This is a genomic window from Spirosoma sp. KNUC1025, from assembly GCF_045160025.1.
In the GTDB taxonomy this organism is placed as follows: Bacteria; Bacteroidota; Bacteroidia; order Cytophagales; family Spirosomataceae; genus Spirosoma.
Window position 1 is genome coordinate 2,260,653 of the sequence record NZ_CP087139.1, and the last position, 19,261, is coordinate 2,279,913.

Annotated in this window: 13 protein-coding genes and 1 pseudogene; 10 read left to right on the plus strand and 4 right to left on the minus strand. The window is 46.8% G+C overall.

The features are described from left to right. Positions 1-5: 5 nt before the first annotated feature. Both LN737_RS09820 and LN737_RS09825 read right to left on the minus strand, forming a co-directional pair. Positions 6-2,771 (minus strand): PAS domain S-box protein, encoded by a 2,766-nt coding sequence (locus tag LN737_RS09820; protein ID WP_405518377.1) that lies wholly within the window; start codon positions 2,769-2,771, stop codon positions 6-8. 70 nt (positions 2,772-2,841) lie between these two features. After that, a pseudogene (locus LN737_RS09825) lies at positions 2,842-4,211 on the minus strand (sigma-54-dependent transcriptional regulator). 488 nt (positions 4,212-4,699) lie between these two features. Here LN737_RS09825 and LN737_RS09830 point away from each other — a divergent pair. Further along, a complete protein-coding gene (locus LN737_RS09830) occupies positions 4,700-5,503 on the plus strand; it encodes an NIPSNAP family protein (protein ID WP_405518379.1) in 804 nt (267 codons plus the stop codon). A 190-nt stretch (positions 5,504-5,693) separates the two neighbouring features. Then, on the plus strand, positions 5,694-6,131 hold the full coding sequence (locus tag LN737_RS09835) for a DUF1810 domain-containing protein (RefSeq protein ID WP_405518381.1): 438 nt from the start codon (positions 5,694-5,696) through the stop codon (positions 6,129-6,131). Between the two features lie 43 nt (positions 6,132-6,174). Here LN737_RS09835 and LN737_RS09840 read toward each other — a convergent pair whose 3' ends face one another. Together LN737_RS09840 and LN737_RS09845 are read right to left on the minus strand one after the other, a co-directional pair. Next, positions 6,175-8,130, minus strand: a complete 1,956-nt coding sequence (locus LN737_RS09840) for an ATP-binding protein (protein WP_405518383.1) — start codon at positions 8,128-8,130, stop codon at positions 6,175-6,177. Positions 8,131-8,429: 299 nt separating this feature from the next. Then, the gene (locus LN737_RS09845) at positions 8,430-9,194 is read right to left on the minus strand and encodes a tyrosine-protein phosphatase (RefSeq protein WP_405518385.1); all 765 of its coding nucleotides are present in this window, start codon (positions 9,192-9,194) and stop codon (positions 8,430-8,432) included. A 662-nt stretch (positions 9,195-9,856) separates the two neighbouring features. Here LN737_RS09845 and LN737_RS09850 point away from each other — a divergent pair. The 8 genes from LN737_RS09850 to LN737_RS09885 all read left to right on the plus strand — a co-directional run bounded on the left by LN737_RS09850 (position 9,857) and on the right by LN737_RS09885 (position 19,245). Continuing rightward, a complete protein-coding gene (locus LN737_RS09850) occupies positions 9,857-10,630 on the plus strand; it encodes a polysaccharide biosynthesis/export family protein (RefSeq protein ID WP_405518387.1) in 774 nt (257 codons plus the stop codon). A gap of 411 nt (positions 10,631-11,041) precedes the next feature. Next, complete coding sequence (locus LN737_RS09855; protein ID WP_405518389.1) at positions 11,042-11,470, plus strand: response regulator; 429 nt, start codon at positions 11,042-11,044, stop codon at positions 11,468-11,470. A 278-nt stretch (positions 11,471-11,748) separates the two neighbouring features. Then, positions 11,749-12,792, plus strand: a complete 1,044-nt coding sequence (locus LN737_RS09860; protein WP_405518391.1) for a hypothetical protein — start codon at positions 11,749-11,751, stop codon at positions 12,790-12,792. A gap of 59 nt (positions 12,793-12,851) precedes the next feature. Beyond that, positions 12,852-13,565 (plus strand): hypothetical protein, encoded by a 714-nt coding sequence (locus LN737_RS09865; RefSeq protein WP_405518393.1) that lies wholly within the window; start codon positions 12,852-12,854, stop codon positions 13,563-13,565. Positions 13,566-13,735: 170 nt separating this feature from the next. Further along, positions 13,736-14,587 carry a YjbH domain-containing protein gene (locus LN737_RS09870; protein ID WP_405518395.1) on the plus strand — a complete coding sequence of 284 codons (852 nt, stop codon included), beginning with the start codon at positions 13,736-13,738 and terminating at the stop codon, positions 14,585-14,587. Next, the gene (locus LN737_RS09875) at positions 14,571-15,695 is read left to right on the plus strand and encodes a YjbH domain-containing protein (RefSeq protein WP_405518397.1); all 1,125 of its coding nucleotides are present in this window, start codon (positions 14,571-14,573) and stop codon (positions 15,693-15,695) included. Before LN737_RS09870 ends, LN737_RS09875 begins: the two co-directional genes overlap by 17 nt. A gap of 221 nt (positions 15,696-15,916) precedes the next feature. Further along, positions 15,917-17,875, plus strand: a complete 1,959-nt coding sequence (locus LN737_RS09880) for an alginate lyase family protein (protein WP_405518398.1) — start codon at positions 15,917-15,919, stop codon at positions 17,873-17,875. Between the two features lie 23 nt (positions 17,876-17,898). After that, positions 17,899-19,245: a nucleotide sugar dehydrogenase gene (locus LN737_RS09885; protein WP_405518400.1), complete on the plus strand. Its 1,347-nt coding sequence runs from the start codon at positions 17,899-17,901 to the stop codon at positions 19,243-19,245. The last annotated feature ends 16 nt before the right edge of the window (positions 19,246-19,261 follow it).

The window sequence follows — 19,261 nt, forward strand, 5'->3', positions numbered from 1 at the left end:
AATCGCTAAAAATCAGCTTGCAGTTGTCGAACGACTTCAGTAATTGTTTCGGCAAAACTGCTGATACGTGCTTCTAGCTCATTAGACGCTTCGCCCGTTTGAGCCAGTTGATCAATTGCACGTATCCCTTCTGTTTGTGAATCAATACCCATGTTGTCTATCGAAGGTTTGATCCGGTGCGCAATGGACTTTACCTTCCGAAGATTGCCTAAATAATATGCGTCAACTAATTGATTCACAGCTGTTGGGGTTTCGGTACAAAATAATTGAACCATTTGCTGGATAAATTCCGAATCGCCCCGGCTGATAGACTCGAGTTTCGATAAATCATAAAGCTTCGTCGGTGATTTGATGACTGGCTTTTCCGTTCCAGCCGAGTTTATCCATTTCGTCAACAAACTAATCAGGTCTTTCTCTTCAAATGGTTTAGCCAGAAAATCATTCATACCTACCTGATAGCATTCCTCTTTCTCGGTTCGAATGGCACTGGCCGTTAAGGCAATAACAGGCAGCGACTGACTAATTTCCCGGCGGATTATGCGGGTAGCTTCAAGCCCGTCCATCACCGGCATCTGTACGTCCATCAACACCAGATCGAACGTATCTGTCCGTAAGGCTTCAATGGCCTTTTGTCCGTTGATAACTTCGGTAAGGTGTGGCCCGTAAGGTTTCAGTATCATTCGCACAACCAGTCGGTTCATCTCGTTATCTTCGACCAGCAGAATCCGTTTTGATACTAATAGATTTTCCTGTGGGGTTGCCTGTTCCGGCGTTCCCAGATCTGTTTTCTTACCAATAGGGAAGGTTAACGCTATATCTACGGTAGTCCCTGCGTTTTGTCTGCTTTCTATGGAAATGGCACCCCCCATCAGATCGACGAGCTGTTTTGTGATGCTCATGCCTAATCCCGTGCCACCGTATCGACGGCCAATACTGCCATCCTCCTGCGTAAACTTATTGAATATAGTCTTCTGGAAATCCGGGTCCATGCCGATACCCGTATCGATGACACGTAGCACGATATGTTGTTGACCGTTCTGCTGTTTTCCCTGGCATTCAACGGTTACGCTGCCTGATTCTGTAAACTTGATCGCGTTGCTCAGCAGGTTGACTAAAATCTGGTTGAGCCGGTAGGGATCACCCAGTACCACGGGCGCAATGCCAGCGTCGATGCGGGTTGACAGTCTCAGATTTTTTTCCTGCGCCTGATTGGCCATGACCTGAACGCCAGCCTGCAACAGATCGGTCAGATTGAAGCCGATTTGTTCCAGCGAGAGTTGTCCCGCTTCAATTTTAGAAAAGTCGAGTATATCGTTCAGAATAACGAGCAAATTACTGGCTGCTGTATTGATCATGCTCAACAGGTAATGCTGCTGATCGGATAAAATGGTTTTGGTAAGCTGTTGGCCCAGGCTCAGGATTACGTTCATAGGGGTGCGAATCTCATGACTCATGTTGGCCAGAAATAACTCTTTGGCTCTCGATGAGTGTTCGGCCTCCTGTTTGGCAATACGTAGCTCGGATTCCAGTTGTTTCTGTTTGGTAATATCCAGATGAATGCCTGTCGAGCCGATTACTTCGCCCGTGTCCGAATAGAGAGGAGCGCCACTGATGAGCCACCACATGGCTGTACCCTGCTTGTTAGTAACAGCGACCTCGTAGGTATCCATAGCGCCATCGAGCCGACTGTCGTTCTTTTCCTGCATGACCTGGACATTCTGGCCATTCAGCAGAGTATCGGAAGCAACCCGGCCGATCAAATCGTCAGCTTCGTAGCCGCTCATGAAACAAAAGCTCTGATTCGTATAAACGATACGTTCCTGCAGATCGACCTCGATCAGGCCCAGATGCATGTTCTCAATAATGCGCTGATACTTTTCTTTCTGCCGTAAGGCGGCATCTTCAGCGCGCTTTCGGCGGGTGATGTCAGAGTATTTCCAAAGGTGTCCGGCGTAAGAACCTTCGATAAAAAGTGGAATATAGTCCCGATCAAAGATGCGCCCATCGGCTAGCTCCAGCTCTTCGCCAATAACCGGCTTCTTCTCGTCCAGAAGCTGATTGACGCGCTGAACAAAGGTTTCAGGGTCTTTGAAAAAGTGTTTGCTCTGCTCAGCCATGCCCGAACAATCCATTCCTGTTAGCTGCTCGGGGGAGAGCGGTACCGAAAAAAGCTCGCAGAAATGCTGATTAACCAGAATAATGGTACGGTGCTCGTCTTCCAGCAGGAGGCCATCCTGCAAGTGAGTAATAAGGTTGGCTAGTCGATTGGCCTGCCGGCTAAGAGGATACGCGCGATGAGGCTGGGTGGTCAGGGCTGTTGAAATGCCTTTGAGCCGTAGAGGTTGTCCATCGGCCGAATGGCTGAAAATACGCCCCCGATCAAGCCAGTATTCATACGTTCCATCTTGCTTGCGTATGCGGTACGTTACAGTAAAGACGGTCTGTCGATTATGCCGACAGGCAGTCAGCTCATAATCCCACGTCTGCAAATCCTGCGGATGAATTAGTGTTCGCCAGGCCGGTATTGGCTCAGATGATTCAGCCAGGTAGCCCAGCCGCTGATAGTATATGGCCGAACGGTGCAGGTTGCTGGTTGGCAAATCGTTTGACCAATACGTTTCACCAAGATCGTCGATGAGGAATTGCCAGTGCTGGTCGAGCTGAGTCTGTTCAGCCTGCAACCCGCGGATGATTTCCTGCAGCCGTAGTTGTTCTGTCTTAAGCTGTCTGGTTTCATCAGGCAATTGTTGATCCGATGGAGTGTGCTGCATTAATTAAGTAGTTATCTATGGTTTTTTTATATAGCTAGTGTATTAAGACCCCTTTCCTGATTCACGTACGTCAGGGAAGCGAAAGTTCGTTGGTCTGAATCATCTTATATATCGTCGACTTGCCGATGCCTAGTTTATTGGCTACCAGCACTACATTGTTATCGTATTTCGCCAGGTAGGATTTGATAATTAGAATCATATAGTAACGTAGCGTTTTGCCTTCGGTATCAGTCGCTACTGCCATGGTCTCCTTTTGTGGAGAGAGCATAAGATCGTCGGCCCTGATTTCGCTGCCGTCGCACATAACAGCCGCCATGTGCATCATTGCTTTTAATTCGCGGACATTCCCCGGAAACTCGTACCGTAGTAATTGTTCGGCAGCCGCCGGTGAAATGGCCGGGATAGCCAGGCGGTTGTCGTCACAAAACTCATTGAGAAAATGACGGGCCAGAATCAGTATATCGTCCTGACGCTCGCGTAGGGGGGCAGATGAATAGGGAGACCCATGAGCCGGTAATACAGATCTTCCCGGAACCGTCCTTTTTTTACCTCGTCCAGCAGATTTTTATGCGAAGCAACCACCAGTCGAATATCCAGAGCAATGCCTTTGGTCGCGCCCACCCGTGTTAGTTCACGTTCCTGAAGAACCCGCAGAAGTTTAGTTTGAACGCTAAGCTCTGTCTCCGCGATCTCGTCCAGAAACAACGTGCCTTTATTGGCTTCTTCAAAATGACCAATCCTGCGGTTCAGGGCGCCCGTAAAGGCGCCTTTTTCGTGCCCAAAAAGTTCGCTCTCCACCAACTCACGAGGAATGGCGGCCATATTAACAGCCACAAACGGCATCTTTCGGCGGGCGGAGTGATAATGAATCGATTTGGCGACCAGCTCCTTCCCGGTACCGGTTTCTCCGGTTATTGATACGTTGATATTGGTACGTACTGCCTTCTGAATCAGCGAGAATACCTTGCGGATCGGAGGGCTATTGCCGATAAGACTCGAACTGAAATCATACTTTTGCCCCAGCTCCTCCTGCAACTCCTCAATCTCCTGCTTAAGACCCTGGGTTTCCCTGATTTTCAATACAGCGTTCCAGAGCAGATCCTTAGTCCGCTCATCCTTGACTATATAATCGTGTACGCCAGCCTGCAGTAGATGGACCGCCGTCTCGACGTCCCGTTGGCCGCTAATGACGATCACCGGCGTATCGGGCAATTGCTCCCGGATGCGCTGGAACAACTCGGCCCCGTTGGTATCAGGCAGGGAGTAGTCAAGTGTAATGAGCCGGGGGGGCGTAATGCGAAGCTGTTTAAGACAATCTGCGCCGGTCAGGAAGCGGTATACCTCGTAGTCGGGATTGAGAGCGAGGTGATATTTGAGCACTTCTCCGAACCAGGAATCATCTTCAACGACGAAAATACGGTAAGAGCCGGACTCTTTCATAATCCAGGTTTGCTTATACGTCTGTGAACCATTTCTACGTACTTCTATCGGTTAATGTCGTGTCGATTTACCCTTTACTAAACCCGCATCTCCAAGAATAAGAAAGCAACTGCTTTGTTTTTAGTACAATATTTGTTTGGATTGAATAATTTCATGTTACCAGTTCCTTCAAAGTTACCTATGATTGAGTTTTCAACTATGTGTCTGAATCAGTCAACTTTCTGATCTTGGTCATATCACGTACTAAGTTAGGTATCTATAATCACCTCGTTGCTAGCCTATTAAACGCTATAAGACGATTTGAAGCCGTGTCTCACTCTGAAATGACGGATATCAGTGGGGATTTCAACGAATACGTAATAATGGCTGCGGAACTGACACTGCGTCCGATTCAGCTGAGAAGCGTATGGTAGAAGCGCTGCTAAGCCTACTTTAGCTAAGAGTGGCAACCCATATAGTTAGCTCTGGTTCTTCTCAACTCATTTTTCATGAAAAGACGTATGTTCGTAAAAGCCTCTGTACTTTCCGGTTCAGCGGTAAGTTTTATTCACCCTTTAAGTCCGTATATGGGTTCTTCCCAAACACAACAAAGCCAAAATCCTGAGTTTTATGAACTTCGGATTTATACATTGAAAAATGGCAGACAGCTCAAACTTGTCCAGAATTATCTTCAGCAGGCAGCCATTCCGGCTTTTAATCGGTTAGGCAGCCAGTCGATTGGCGTATTTACGGAATACCTGCCGCAGGGATTTACAAAGTTGGTGGTCGTGATTCCTTTCAGTTCGCTGGATGCGTATTTCAAGATGCCCGATCAATTAGCCAACGACAATGCCTATCAGAAGGCCGGAGCGGAGTATTTTGCTGCCGATGCAACAGCTCCCGCTTATGAACGTATTGAAAGTTCGCTGTTAAGAGCTTTTGCCGACATGCCTAAGCTGGAAGTACCCGCCCAAAAACCACGCATTTTCGAACTACGTCGGTACGAAAGCCACAACGAAATAGCTGGAAAGAAAAAAATAGAGATGTTCAATCAGGGTGGTGAAATTACCATTTTCAAACGAGTCGGGCTTACGCCTGTCTTTTTCGGTGAAACATTAATCGGGCCTATGCGGCCAAACTTAACCTATATGCTGACCTTCGATAATATGGAGGAGCATGATCAGAACTGGAAAGCCTTCGGGAGCGATCCGGATTGGAAAAAGATCAGTTCGATGCCAGAGTATGCGAATGATAAGATCGTTTCGAATATCACTCGTACATTTCTGGTGCCCACGTCTTTCTCGCAAGTATAACCTGTTGATTATAAGGACCATATTTTATATTTAAAAAGAGGGGGCGTACCATTTACTCCTCTCTTTTTAAATCGTTTTTAGCCAGTCTTTCGGCAGGAAAACAAATTCGCTTCCATTTGGCTTTTACTCTGAAAATGGCATAAACGGCCATTTTTTTTAGCCTTAGCACTTCAACGCAATTTGTGATACGATGGCACCGGATTATGACCTCAGGCGATTTCTGGACGCGCAGGAAAACGACTACACCAGGGCGTTGACAGAGATCAGAAATGCAAGGAAACAAAGCCACTGGATGTGGTATATTTTTCCGCAAGTTGCCGGATTAGGCTTTAGTGAGACGACAAAGTTTTATGCCATAAAAGACCTCAACGAAGCCAGTGCCTATTTACAGCATCCTGTTCTGGGCAAGCGGCTTATAGACATCTCGCAGGCTTTACTCGCTATCAAGGGTAAAACGGCCAACCAGATTATGGGCAGCCCGGACGATATGAAATTGAAGTCCAGCATGACGTTGTTTAGCCGGGTGCAAAGCGCTGATCCGGTTTTTCAGGCCGTTTTAGACAAATATTATAGAGGTGAACAAGACAGCGGCACTCTGAAATTGCTTGGTGCAGATAGCCGGAAATAGGGATGAAAACCAGGTGGGTTCGATTTTCTGACAGCCAGCTACGTTAAACTGACGTACTATTACCAACGGAGAGGGGAAGTGTTAGCGTAACGGTTGTTCCGTGGTTTAATTTACTTTGCAGCGACACTTTTCCGCCCATCAGCTCTACGTAGCGGCCCACGATATGCAGGCCAAGGCCAGTTCCCGATATGTTGCTTACGTTGCTGGCCCGGAAAAATCGCTCGAAAAGATGCGCCTGATCTTCCTTTGAAATACCCATTCCCTGATCCTGCACCGACAGCGTTAACTGATCACCCGCACAATGTCCCTGTATGGTTACAACTGACCCTTGCCCAGAGTATTTGACAGCATTCGATAGGAGATTGAGCAGGATTTTACGTAGTAACGAAACATCCAGAAATAAAGGCAATCGACACGACATCTCGAGTTGCACTGTCTGTGCTGGCTTTAGCATCCCCTGAATATCGGTTATCGATTCGCGCACCAATTCAGTCAGATCGAATTCTGTCGGCTGAACCCGAACTTTACCCTCTTCCAGCCTGCTCACCGATAAAAACTCTTCAAGAATGGAATTGAGATGATGGACTGAAGCTATAATACGGTCATGATGTTTTTTTCGCTTATCCTGCTGATCTGCATCGGTGTACTTGCCCGCTAATACGGCCGACGTAGCAATCGAGGTCAAGGGCGTACGAAACTCATGCGAAGCCATCGAGACAAAGCGGGATTTCAATTCGCCTAATTCCCGTTCGGCAGCCAGAGCGCTGGCCAGATCGTCTTTCGACTGCTTCAGTTGCTCCAGCGTCAGGCGCAGGGCCTGGGTTCGGTCGGCTACCTGTTTTTCCAGTTCGCTATTGTACCGTGCCTGTTCCTGCGCCTGCCGAATCTGCGTTACGTCGGCGCTCGAAGACACGATGTCTTCACCAAATTTGGATAAAGAGATGGCAAGAACACGTCCATCAGGAAGCACCAGATCTGAGCGGTAAGGAGTATCTGTTTCCATCACCTGTGCCATCTGGTTAATCACCTGATCGATATTTTCCGAAAAATTCATCAGGCGCATCGATTTATTGATGACGTCCTGCCAGTCCAGTGGTAAACGTTCTTTAGCCTGTTTGTTGAAGTATTTGTAGCGAAAGTCAAAAATTTGCCCGTCTCCGTTGCGAACGGGCTCATAAATAACAACGCCAATTTGCACCGTATCACTGATACGCGTTAGTAAATCGGCCTGCTGCTGATGAGCTAATTCGGCAAGTTTACGGTCTGTGATATCCTGATACGTAATAACCAGTCCGTCACCTAATGGAACGCCCATTAATACGTACCAGCGAGCGATGTGCGGATAGTACTGTTCGGTCTCGAACGAAGCACCCGTTTCACATACCTTAACAAATTGGTTAAATAAGCCGTGTGTTTCCGTTTCCGGATAATGCTGTTTCAGGGTATTGCCCCTTATAGACGTCGTTGTGCCGATCATTTTCAGGCTGGCGTCATTTGCCTCAATTACCTGAAAATCAATAATTTTTCCAGTTGAGTTACGAACTGCCCGATGAACGATGATGCCCAGCAATGAGGTTGCAAAGATGCTTTGGAGTAAGGTATTTTGTCGGATCACCTGCGATTCAGCCTCCGGATGGTGATCCAGGTTGTCGTACGTAATGAGTAGATATGTATCAACGCGTTGAATGATCAGATTCATCCAGCGGCTGGAGCCGTCGGGTAAGTGAACGTAAATTTCCTGTTCGAACGGAACCCCTGTTTCATTAACCTCTTTGAGCCATTCGTAGCGTTCGGTTATAAGGTATTGAGCTGTTAATTCACTCAGGAGCCGCCCGGCAAGCTGGTCTGTCGGCGCGCCTATAAACTGCGCCGATAGGGGGGTGAGCAGCATTAACCGCATATCGGTAATGAGCCCTTGAGAGTTATAAACTGCCTGATAGACAGTCATTGCATTGGGTGAAGCATTCAAGATACCTTGAAGCAGCACATTGTCTTTCATTGATAAGAGCAGGAAGAGGGCTTTTCTTTCGACAGTTTGCGGCTTTCCGTAAAATCAGCGTAGTCAGTAAAAGCTCTAAGTACTTTCTGGAGATAATTGTTAAGAAAAATGCTTACAAATTTACAGGTTTCTGTATATATATGACATTAGATCCATATAATACGCCATTCTTTTAGAATTTTTTTACTAAGCGTACTGCTTTTTCTGATAAGGTATATATAATGACGCTGCTGTCAATAAACTCACAAAGTCGGTCTGGTATAAACAGGTGCCCGGTGCGGCCCTGTTGGGTTGGTAATCTATAGCTGGCTGTTACGTAGCGGCTGATTCGCAATTGAATTATAAATCGGCATCGTAAACAACTGGCCAAGTTTTTGCAAATCAGCGGGTCTGTGCAGATCACTACCTATAAAATCGACCCAGTTATTTTTTAGCAGGCGTTGTGCCTGGTTGCTTACCCGGGAACCATACTGTCCTGTGAGCGACAGCCAGTTTAACTGAAAAAGACAGCCGAGTTCGCGCAATCGCTGTAAAATCTCAGCATTATCCAGATAATAGGAATAGCGTTCGGGATGCGCCAGAATAGGCGTATAGCCATCGATAAGCAACTGGAAAATAATCTGTTCCAGATCGCGCGGGGGACTTGCCCAACCCATTTCGATAAGCAGGTACCGTTCTGTACCAAATGACAGCAGGTTTCCTTTCGCTAAAATACTCAGGAAAAAATCGTCGAGCATATACTCGGCCGCTACATCAATCTGAACCGAAATATTTGCCTGTTCAATCTGGTCCTGGAGTATATCACGCTGTTTCAGAATGGTGGCAGCTTCATTAGGAAATACATCGCGGCTTACGTGGGGGGTTGTAATGATTTTTGTGATGCCCCAGTCAACGAGTTGCTGAATACACATAAGCGAATCTTCATGTGTTTTCACGCCATCATCCAGCCCGGGTAATAGATGCGAATGAATATCTGTTTGCCAGTAACAAGGATGGTCAGGCGGAACAGATGACTGTCCACGGCTGTATTTACTTTTAAGCCATTCCCATGCGCCAATACTCATTAATAAGTTTTTATGAGTGAAATTACCTATATCAACTAGTTAAAACTATTTCCAAGTTAAATACAAAGCAGACAATAAAACAAATAAGCATATTTCTATTACTGATAACAACAGTAGTGACGTATCAGTCACGTGGTCGACACTTTCTTCCCTTACTACTCATTTCAGTGCTACTGATGCTACTTGAGGTTATCTATGAACACCTAATATCAAAAAATTCCATAGCCAGCCCGAATCCGCTAAATATGGGTAAACGAACCCCCATACTCTACGTAACATAGTGAATTATCCAATCTGGCAAACCTCTGCCTTTAGGCTACAAAGCAGGATTGTTTAGGCAGGAAATAAGTTTGCAAATTTCAAATAGAATAAAATTATATATAATATTTTGTCGAATCATCAATAATGGTAACTTTGTGTCGATCTATGTTTAACAATTATATAATTATGCATTATATAATTTACAGAGCAAACTCGAAAGGCTATCATCCGCTTGTTTCATCACCAATCGAGTTGATCGAATTCAATTACCCACATTTAGTAGCGTAATCGTATAAATGTGACTGCAGTTTGTACTTACCGTAATTTTATAGATATAACCAATGACGTATTTATTGAATGCGCTTAACTGCCATAGATCAGGCAATTTCTGTGGTTCTGTAATGAGAGTATTTATTTGTACACTCTTCGGGGCGGGTTTCTTAGCCAGTTGTGTAAGCCCCAAGCAGTTGATCTATTTTCAGAGTTCAGGTAGTAAACCCGATTCTGCCGTAGTAAAACCTTACATTGGCGTTATCCAGCCGAATGACGTATTATCGATTCAGGTAAGCAGCATCAATCCCGAAGCCGCCCAGTTTTTTAATCCTTATGCGACCTTGCAGCCAAACGGCCTGCCCAGCGCTACCAATGTAAACGCTCCTTTGCCAGCCGCTACGGGATATCAGGTGGCCGCTGACAGTAGCGTTACGCTTCCTTTATTAGGGCGTGTGGTGGTGGGTGGCCGTACGAATAGCCAGGCTGCGGGACTCATCCGGGAGAAATTAAAGCCGTATCTAAAAGAAGCGACGGTCAACGTCCGGAATCTTAATTTCCATGTTACGGTACTGGGCGAAGTTACCCGGCCCTCTCTTCTGAATATTCCTAACGAACGTATTACCCTGCCCGAAGCGCTTGGACTAGCTGGCGATTTAACAATTTATGGCCGACGGCAGAATGTGATGGTTATTCGTGAAGAAAATGGACGCCTTACCTACAACCATCTGGATTTAACGCAGCGAAACATCTTTCAATCGCCCTATTATTACCTGCATTCAAACGATGTTGTTTATGTTGAACCGGGTAAATCCCGTACGGCTGCTGCGGATCGTTTTTACCAGGTCATGCCTGTTGTGTTAAGCGCCCTAACGCTGATTGCCCTCATTGTTACCAGGATCTAGCCTTTTCGGCGAAGTAGTAGCTACAAAACCGGTGCTGTTGTCCTGAAGAAACACCCGTAAACCAGAATTTTTATCCGTTACGCCCAAATGTTGGGTATAACTTTCCCCAGTTGGTTGTCCAGTCAACGGGTTTATTGTGTGGGCCTTACTCTGCCAGTAACAATTACGTCGAATTGTATTCAATAAAGAATCCAGACTCAAGCCTTTATATAAGAGATAAGTAATCGTGCTAAGTAAAATATAAGTTACTAAAATATGCTTATGAGTAATATCAGTGATTATCCTGACATAACTCATGATCTAGGGTAAACATCATTTGTAGATTTGATCATTATTACATACTTATAGGAAAATTAATTAACCTATTTGTGTGTGCTTAAGTACCTACCGTAACTTCTTTTAATACTGCTGATGCACCCTATTGCTAGCCCTTTAATCTATGTAGTTGATGATGATACTGACGAACACCTGTTGCTTGGTATCGTATTTTCCCGGCAACTGAACCATGTTCGACTACAATGTTTCAATAAGGGCAGCGAACTGTTTGCCCAACTCACGCATCGGCTGGATGGCCGCCTTCCAGACCTTATCTTATTAGACCTGCATATGCCGATTCACAGTGGCCTGGAAGTGTTGCAGGTGCTCAAAACCGATCCTGTCTGGCGGTCTATCCCAGTTGCTGTACGTGCGACGTATGCCAGAGAAGCTGAATTAAACCGTTGTTATGAGTTGGGTAGCGAAACCATACTGAGCAAAAACAATAGTTACATACAGTTAATCAATTGGGTGCGTGACTTACTCGACAGTTATCAACCACTAACCAGAACGCAAGTGATTTAAGCGGTTCGGGAAGCTTACACTCCTGGCAATAAAATGGTCTGATCGGCTACTCGTCAGTGAAAGAAGGAACGGTAAACGATATAGTCAATTAATCCTTGGTAATGTACCGTATTATTTTAAAAATTATCTATAATAATATGATAGTGTTGCGTTTAACAAAATATTTACTAATTTTGAAATGAGTAAACAAATAGTAAAGTTGTTGATAACGTAATAGAAAAAAGGAAAACCTTCTCCTGCCATCGATTTATTCACCTTAAACATTACATCCGTATCGCATGAAAACTACCGCTCGAAGAATTAGCTGGATAATGTACGGACTGCTCCTTGGAGGAGTCATGTATAATTGTAAGACGAAAGATGTTGCCTCCATTACGCCGTTTACATACACATTCGCCGGCTTAGATAATATCAAACTCCCTGAGTTAACCCAAACGGCCCCGGCGGCCGTAACGGTCACAGCTGGTACCGTTACGTCGTCAACACTGGCAGCAGCTGTTACGTCGGCACTGTCGAACATTAGCGCAACAGGCGAAATTCCCGCCGTTGTTAAACAGGCAGGCGCCGATATTGCTCAGACCGTACCTGCTGAAAAGGCAGCTTCCTTGGTGTCTGGATTTACGCCAGACATGATTAATTCGGGAGCACTTTCTGCTGAAATGAAAAGTCAGATGTCAGCGATTGCCAGCAGCCCTGCGCTGAAGGCGTATATGCCATCCTTTACACTACCGATGGTAAATGGAAAGCCAATCGGAGCCCGGATAGCCGCGCCCACCGTAGCTACCACGGCGGCTGCGAAAGCCGCTCTGCTAGGTGGCGATGTCGACGCTTGCAAACAGGGTGCTACCGAGGCTTATAATACGGTATTAGGAAAGCTGGATGCGACCAAGGCGAGTCAGACGTCCACTGTTAATGCTACGTATACCCAACTGGAAACCGCAGCAAATGGTGATGTGGCAGGATGTCAGGCAGGCGTACCTGCAAAATACGCGCCATTACGGTCTACGCTTAAAGAACAGCTTACAACGTCGCTGGCTACGCTGAATTCCATCAAGAGCATCCTGGGTGCTGATCTGTATAATCAACTGGCTTTGATGGCCTACGTCGGTTATTTTCAGGCGCTGGATAATGTTGATACCATACAATCCGCTGATGGGAAGGCCTGTACTGCTACGAAAGACGCTAAAATTGCGGCCGCCAAAGTGGCTCGTGATACCGATTTGAACCACATCAACAGCAATTACAATACCGCGTTGACGGAAGCCACTACGGCCCGCGATAAGGCTATTGCAAGTTGCCACAACCAGGGTACCGGGGGCTGATCGATGCGATCACAGACCGCTGTTCCTCCTAATATCTCATCTCAAATTATCCTGGATTCATGAAGACTATTTATTTCTATATATCTGTAATTGGGCTATTCGCCAAGCTCTTACTGCTGTCGCCCGATGCTCAGGCGCAAGTCAATCTGAAAAGCATCAGTGTAGGGGCAAGCTATTGGAAGCCTTCTTTAAATTACTGGAATGAACGCTCAATCCTGACAGCCTACAACGGCGGGCAGGGCGCTACGCTCGGTGGGCAGATTATGCCCAATGCTGCACTGGAAATCGGGCTGGTAAAAGGATTCTCGGTTGGCGTGCGGGCCGGTTACTGGAAAAGTTCGGCAGCTAGTAATCTAAGTATTGCCGGTATCAACCGGACGGAGAAACTGACCCTTTCGATCATCCCGGTTTCGGTTGATGTTCGGTATAGCTTTGACTCAAAATCGGCTTCAACCGAAACAAAAACTCCATTTGTGAGCCCATATATCGGTGTTGGACTGTCGCGCTATTTCATCAAGAATGAGTTTTCGCGCGTAGTTAGCGGCAATACCGGCTCCGTCAACGAATCGGAGGCAGGCAACAATTACGGCGTGCAGGTATTCGTGGGTGCCGAACGGAAGCTTGTAAAAAAGCTTTACGTAGCGCTGGATGTACGCTATCATGTGGGTAGCTATAACCAACAGGTACAGGGCGAAACCACCAGCACAACCGAAAAAGTTAGCCTGAACGGCCTCGAAGCTGGCCTGGCACTTCGCGTAAAATTCGCCAATTAAGGAACTGTCTGACTGCTGGATCATCAATCCGGATACTCCAGCAGTCAGTACTGGATAATCGGTATTCGACTGGCTCTTCGGCACAGTTGCCTGAGCAGAATCAGTTGAGTTAGCTATTGCTATGGCCGTACGTGTGAACCAGAGGCTACTGTTGTATACCAAAATCTGTCATGAACTCCTCAAAGAAATGGTGCTTTGTCAAAGCAACGGTTTTGCTGGTGCTGAACTGTAGTACGTTGTCGACCCTGTATGGTCAGGTCAACCTGTCTGGTAAGCCCGGACTGCTCTACATCCCAACGGCAAACATTCTGGCAGATGGAACCTTTCATGCTGGCTATAGCTATAACCCGGTTAATTACGCCATCCGGTTCAACCCGGCGATCAATCCGCAAATTACGACACGTAACTCGGAGAGCATATTTTTTGCCAATCTGGTGCTGCTGCCTCGCCTTGAGCTGAATATTAATCTGCTCAGACCCAACGGTCCGATTCAGTTTGGAGCCCGTGGGATTGGTGATCGACAGATTGATGTGAAGTATGGACTGCTTACGGAAAAAGAAAACCGTCCTGCTCTGGCAGTCATTGTTTCGCTTCCGTTTGGGATCGATAATTCGCTCATCACGAATGTGCTGGTTGCCACTAAACACATCACCCTGACGTCTGCCCTTACCCTAGAACTGTCGGGTGGGTATGCCAGCCCTTATTACGTTGATCGGGAGGATATGCGAAATGACCAGAACTCGACTTTGTTCTCTGGATTTGTCGTTCGGGATAAACGGGATAAAGCCGCTTATTATCTGGCAGGACCTTTTGGGGGCGTGAAGGTAAGCCATAAGCAGAAAGGTGGGTTCATGGCCGAATGGGATTCCAAACACCTGAACGTAGGTGCTTATGCAACCCTGTTTAAACACTGGACCGTGCAGGCGGGCGTCATCAATTTTGATCAGTTAACGGTGGGGACTTCGTACGCCTTCTCACTGCTATCTACCAAAAAACGGGCTGATAATGACCAGACTAAATAAATTGGTAGTTGGTACACTGATTTTATTGGTTGGTAACAGCCCGGTTGGTTTTGCTCAGCATGGTAATACGTCGATGCTTAGTTTTGAAAACGTCACCGTTGACAGCACTCGGAATCGCGTGTATTATGAGCATCGGCTCTTTCGCAACCCGATGTCTGCTATGCTGGCGCTGGATCAGAATGAAGTATTGAAAGAGGGTGCCGAGTTAGTGCCGCTGTTTCAGGGTACGCCTATTGCGCGATATCGGTTTAAACCAATGTTCAGCACGGCGTTATTCACCAGGCAGGAGCGCGAAGCTTACTCGGCAGACGTACCGTTTGAGGGACGGCGCTATAAGTTTGATTTTCGTATCCAGCCCGAATTCATGGCCAACTTTGGTTACCGTGAAAATCCACTGGAAAGCAAAACGAATATTCTGTTGCAAAGTCAACTGTATCTGAGACGAGGTCTGGTGCTCAACTGGGGGATTTTGTTTCCAATCGTGAACGATCTGGATAATCAGCCCCTCAACGTTCGGCCCGCGCCTATCTTCCTGAACCAGTTTCTGGCCATTGCCCAGGCGGATTTTATGAGTATTTCGGCGGGGTTGTTCTACAATGATCGGTATGGGCTGAATATCCAGTATCGCCATTCGGATCTGAACAAACCCTGGTCATTCGGTCTGGAAACAGGTTTGACGGGCTTCTACTTCTATCCGGTAAATGATTTTTACTACGAATCGCTGAATGATTTTTTGCTGCTCGCCGACGTAGCGTACCGGTTTGAGAAACGTAACATCACTCTGAAATTATCGGGGGGGCAGTATATGTACAGAGACCGGGGCGCACGGATCGATTTCATCCGGCAGTTTCCGAACGTAGAGGTTGGGTTATATGCCATAAAGACGGCAAACGGTTCAACGGGTGGTTTCAATTTTGCCATCCCTATTCCGCCGGGACGTATTGCCCAAACGAAGCGCTTCCGGGTCAGAAGTACTGAAGAGTTTCGCTGGGAGTACAATTACAGTCGAGGCTACAACATCGGGTCCCGCTATAAAGTTGGTTATCAGCTCGATGCGCTGCTTCGTCAATACCACAACCGTTATCTGAAGAGCCAGCTCGGTCAATAAATGCATATAAAGTAGATAATATATTTCTAATAGAAGATGATAAATAATGTACAGTCTTAGTAAAAAATACCGTAAAAAAGTACGTGCCTAATTACGATTAAGTTGATTGAATCCATCTCACCATCACTACACAAATTCTTTCAGTACGTAACAAACTAATTACTCTGAGCACACATTCGCTCGCACCAACAAACGGTGAATCGTACGCTCTCCTCCTAGTTATGCAAAACAGATACTCCTGGCTATTTTATCGGTTTCAATCAATGTCTGTACCGGAACTCTTGTTTCGGACCCAACAGTATGTTCAGAAAAAGACGGACAAAAAGCGGATTGCATGGGTATCACCCGTAACGTCGGGGCTAAATCAGCTGCCTGATCCAATCTTGCCATTAGCGGGCTTATCCGATCTGTCGGCACCTTTTTCGAATCAGTTAAAAGTCTTTACGCACCGGGTAAATGTTGACCAGCCCATCGACTGGCATTTCGACATTAGTACGGGCAAGCGCTTTCCACTCGAGTATGCCAAGACGATCAATATTCGGGATGGACAGAACGGCAGTGCCAAGTACGTTTGGGAAGTAAACCGGCTGCAGTGGCTACCGTCGCTGGCCATTGCCTGGCGCACCACGGGCGACCGTCGTTATCTCGATCAGTTTATGGCCGTCAATCGGTCCTGGATACAGCATAATCCGTATCTGCTCGGAGTTAACTGGTATAGTAACATCGAAGTCAATATCCGTCTGATTAACTGGTTCTTTGCCTGGAACATTCTCGATGCATCCGCGCTCGCTCAGTCTGATGCCCACTTTGCGGCATTCGTTACAGACTGCTGGTTACCAAGCATTCACCAGCATTGCGTCTACAGTTATTCCAATCCGTCGCTACATTCGTCGGCCAACAATCATTTGATTTCCGAATATGCCGGGTTATTTATTGCCGGGTCGTTCTGGCGATTTCCTGAGTCGGCCAAATGGGTGACCTATGCCAAAACCGGGCTGGAGAAGGAGATACAGGCACAGCACTCAAAAAACGGAATCAACCGGGAAGAAGCTGCCGAATACATTCAGTTTATTACGGACTTTTTCCTGATCGCATACGTAGTCGGCAAGCTGACGAACAACTCGTTTTCGGTAAAATATACCCATAAGCTCAACGCGATTGCATCCTATATCGCTACGTTCCTGGATTGTAAGGGAAACTTCCCTCATTACGGCGACGAAGACGACGGGCGGGTACTGGTTGTCGAGGATAAACAGCCCTTCAACAACTTTCAATCGATTCTTACCTCGGCGGCTATTCTGTTTAAGGACTCGTTCTTCAAGCAGCGCTCGCATGGGTTCGATCTGAAAAACTTCCTGCTTTTTGGCAAACAGGGGCAGGAGAGTTTTAAGAAACTGGCAACCAGCAAAAACCTGCCCGAAAGTAAATTCTACGACGAAGGGCATTATATTTTACGGAAGCAAACTGCTAAGAATCAGGAGATTTACATCCACGTTGATGCTGCTCCACTCGGGTTTCTATCTATTGCGGCTCACGGGCATGCCGACGCACTGTCGTTTTTAATGAACGTTGATGGGTATCCGTTTTTGGTCGATTCAGGAACTTACTCGTACCAGACGCACCCTGAATGGCGCAATTATTTTCTGAGCACGAAAGCGCATAATACGGTCTGCATCGATGAGCAGAATCAGGCATTCCAGGCTGGGCCGCTACTCTGGCTGAACCACTACAAAGCCACTACGCTCCACGCAAGCTCTACGGAATTAATTGACGAAATCACCGCGACCCATAACGGGTACGACCGAATCCAGTGCCGTCATCAGCGGACTTTCCGCTTCGATAAGGCCGCCAATACGTTGTATATCGATGATGTCGTCGATAATGCCGGGAAGCAGAGCCGGCAGCTTGACGTCATGTTTCACCTCGGCCCCGACGTAAAGGTTTTACCAACGCCTGATACTATTTTTCAATTGCAGCATAAGCAGGCGAAACGACAGATTCAGCTAACCATTGCGCCTGACCTGCAAACCAATGTCATTCATGGCCAGCAGGAACCGGTATTGCTAGGCTGGTATTCCGATGGTTTTTATCACAAGGAAGCAACGTCAGTTATTCAGGCCAGGCTCTTACTCGAGGCAGGCCAAACCGTTCATTTGCAGCATAAATTAATCGTTCAATAACTTTTTTAACTGTACTTAAAACTATGAAAATCAGTATTTTCGGTCTAGGATATGTAGGTTGTGTAAGTCTGGGCTGCCTGGCTCAGAATGGCCACGAAATGATTGGAGTTGACGTAAACCCGATCAAAGTTGGTCAGATTAATAGCGGTCGGGCCACGATTGTTGAAAAAGATATTGACATGATTATGGCTACGCAGCATTCGCTGGGCCGTATCCGGGCAACCATCAATTTCCGGGAAGCCATCATGAATTCGGACGTATCCATCATCGCTGTAGGTACGCCATCCACTCCTCAGGGACACCTGAATTTACAATACATCTTTAACGTGGCCGAACACTTCGGAACCGTGCTGGCCGAAAAGGATCATTTTCACGTTATCGCCATTCGGTCGACAGTAATGCCGGGTACCTGCGAGAAAATTGCCGCTCTGATTGAAAAGCGTTCGGGGAAAGAACATAACGTCGATTTCGCCGTAGTTAGCAATCCGGAATTTCTGCGCGAAGGCTCTGCCGTTAACGATTATTATCACCCACCACTCACAGTTATTGGAACGGAATCTGAGCGGGCTGGCGCAATCATCAGAAGCTTGTATGAGCAATTGCCTGCCGAAGTGGTTGTGGCCGATACCAAAACCGCCGAGATCATGAAATACGTGAATAATACGTATCACGCTCTTAAAATTTCGTTTGCCAATGAGGTAGGGAACATCTGCTCATCGTTGGGTATCGATTCCCATCAGGTGATGGATATTTTTTGCAAGGATAAGCAGCTCAACATCTCCAATTATTATTTCAAACCGGGCTTTGCCTATGGTGGCTCCTGCCTGCCGAAGGACCTGAAAGGACTCCAAACACTGGCGCACGATCTGTATTTGCAGGTGCCGCTGCTGAACAGTATCCATAAGACCAACGAGATCCAGATGCTGCGTGCCGTGTCGATTCTGACGCAGCAGGGCTATCGGAATATTGGTTTCCTGGGTATCGGGTTCAAAGCGGGAACTGATGACCTGCGGAATAGCCCTGCCGTTGAACTGGCCGAAACACTGCTCGGGAAAGGATTTTCGATTAAGATATACGACCAGAACGTACAGACATCGAAGCTGACCGGAACGAACAAAGAATATATTGACCGGCATATTCCGCACCTGTCCTGCCTGATGGTACAGGATAGCCGTGAGTTGCTCAACTGGTGTGATGTGCTGGTTGTCAGTACGAAAGAAGCGGAGTTCGTGCAGATACTGAGTGAAACAACCGACAAGGTGATTGTTGATTTGGTACGTATTTCGGCTGAACTTGACCCTAGCAATCAATATATCGGGATTAACTGGTCGCCAAGTACCAACGAAGCACCAGCACAAATGGCTTACTAACGACGACTTTTCTAAA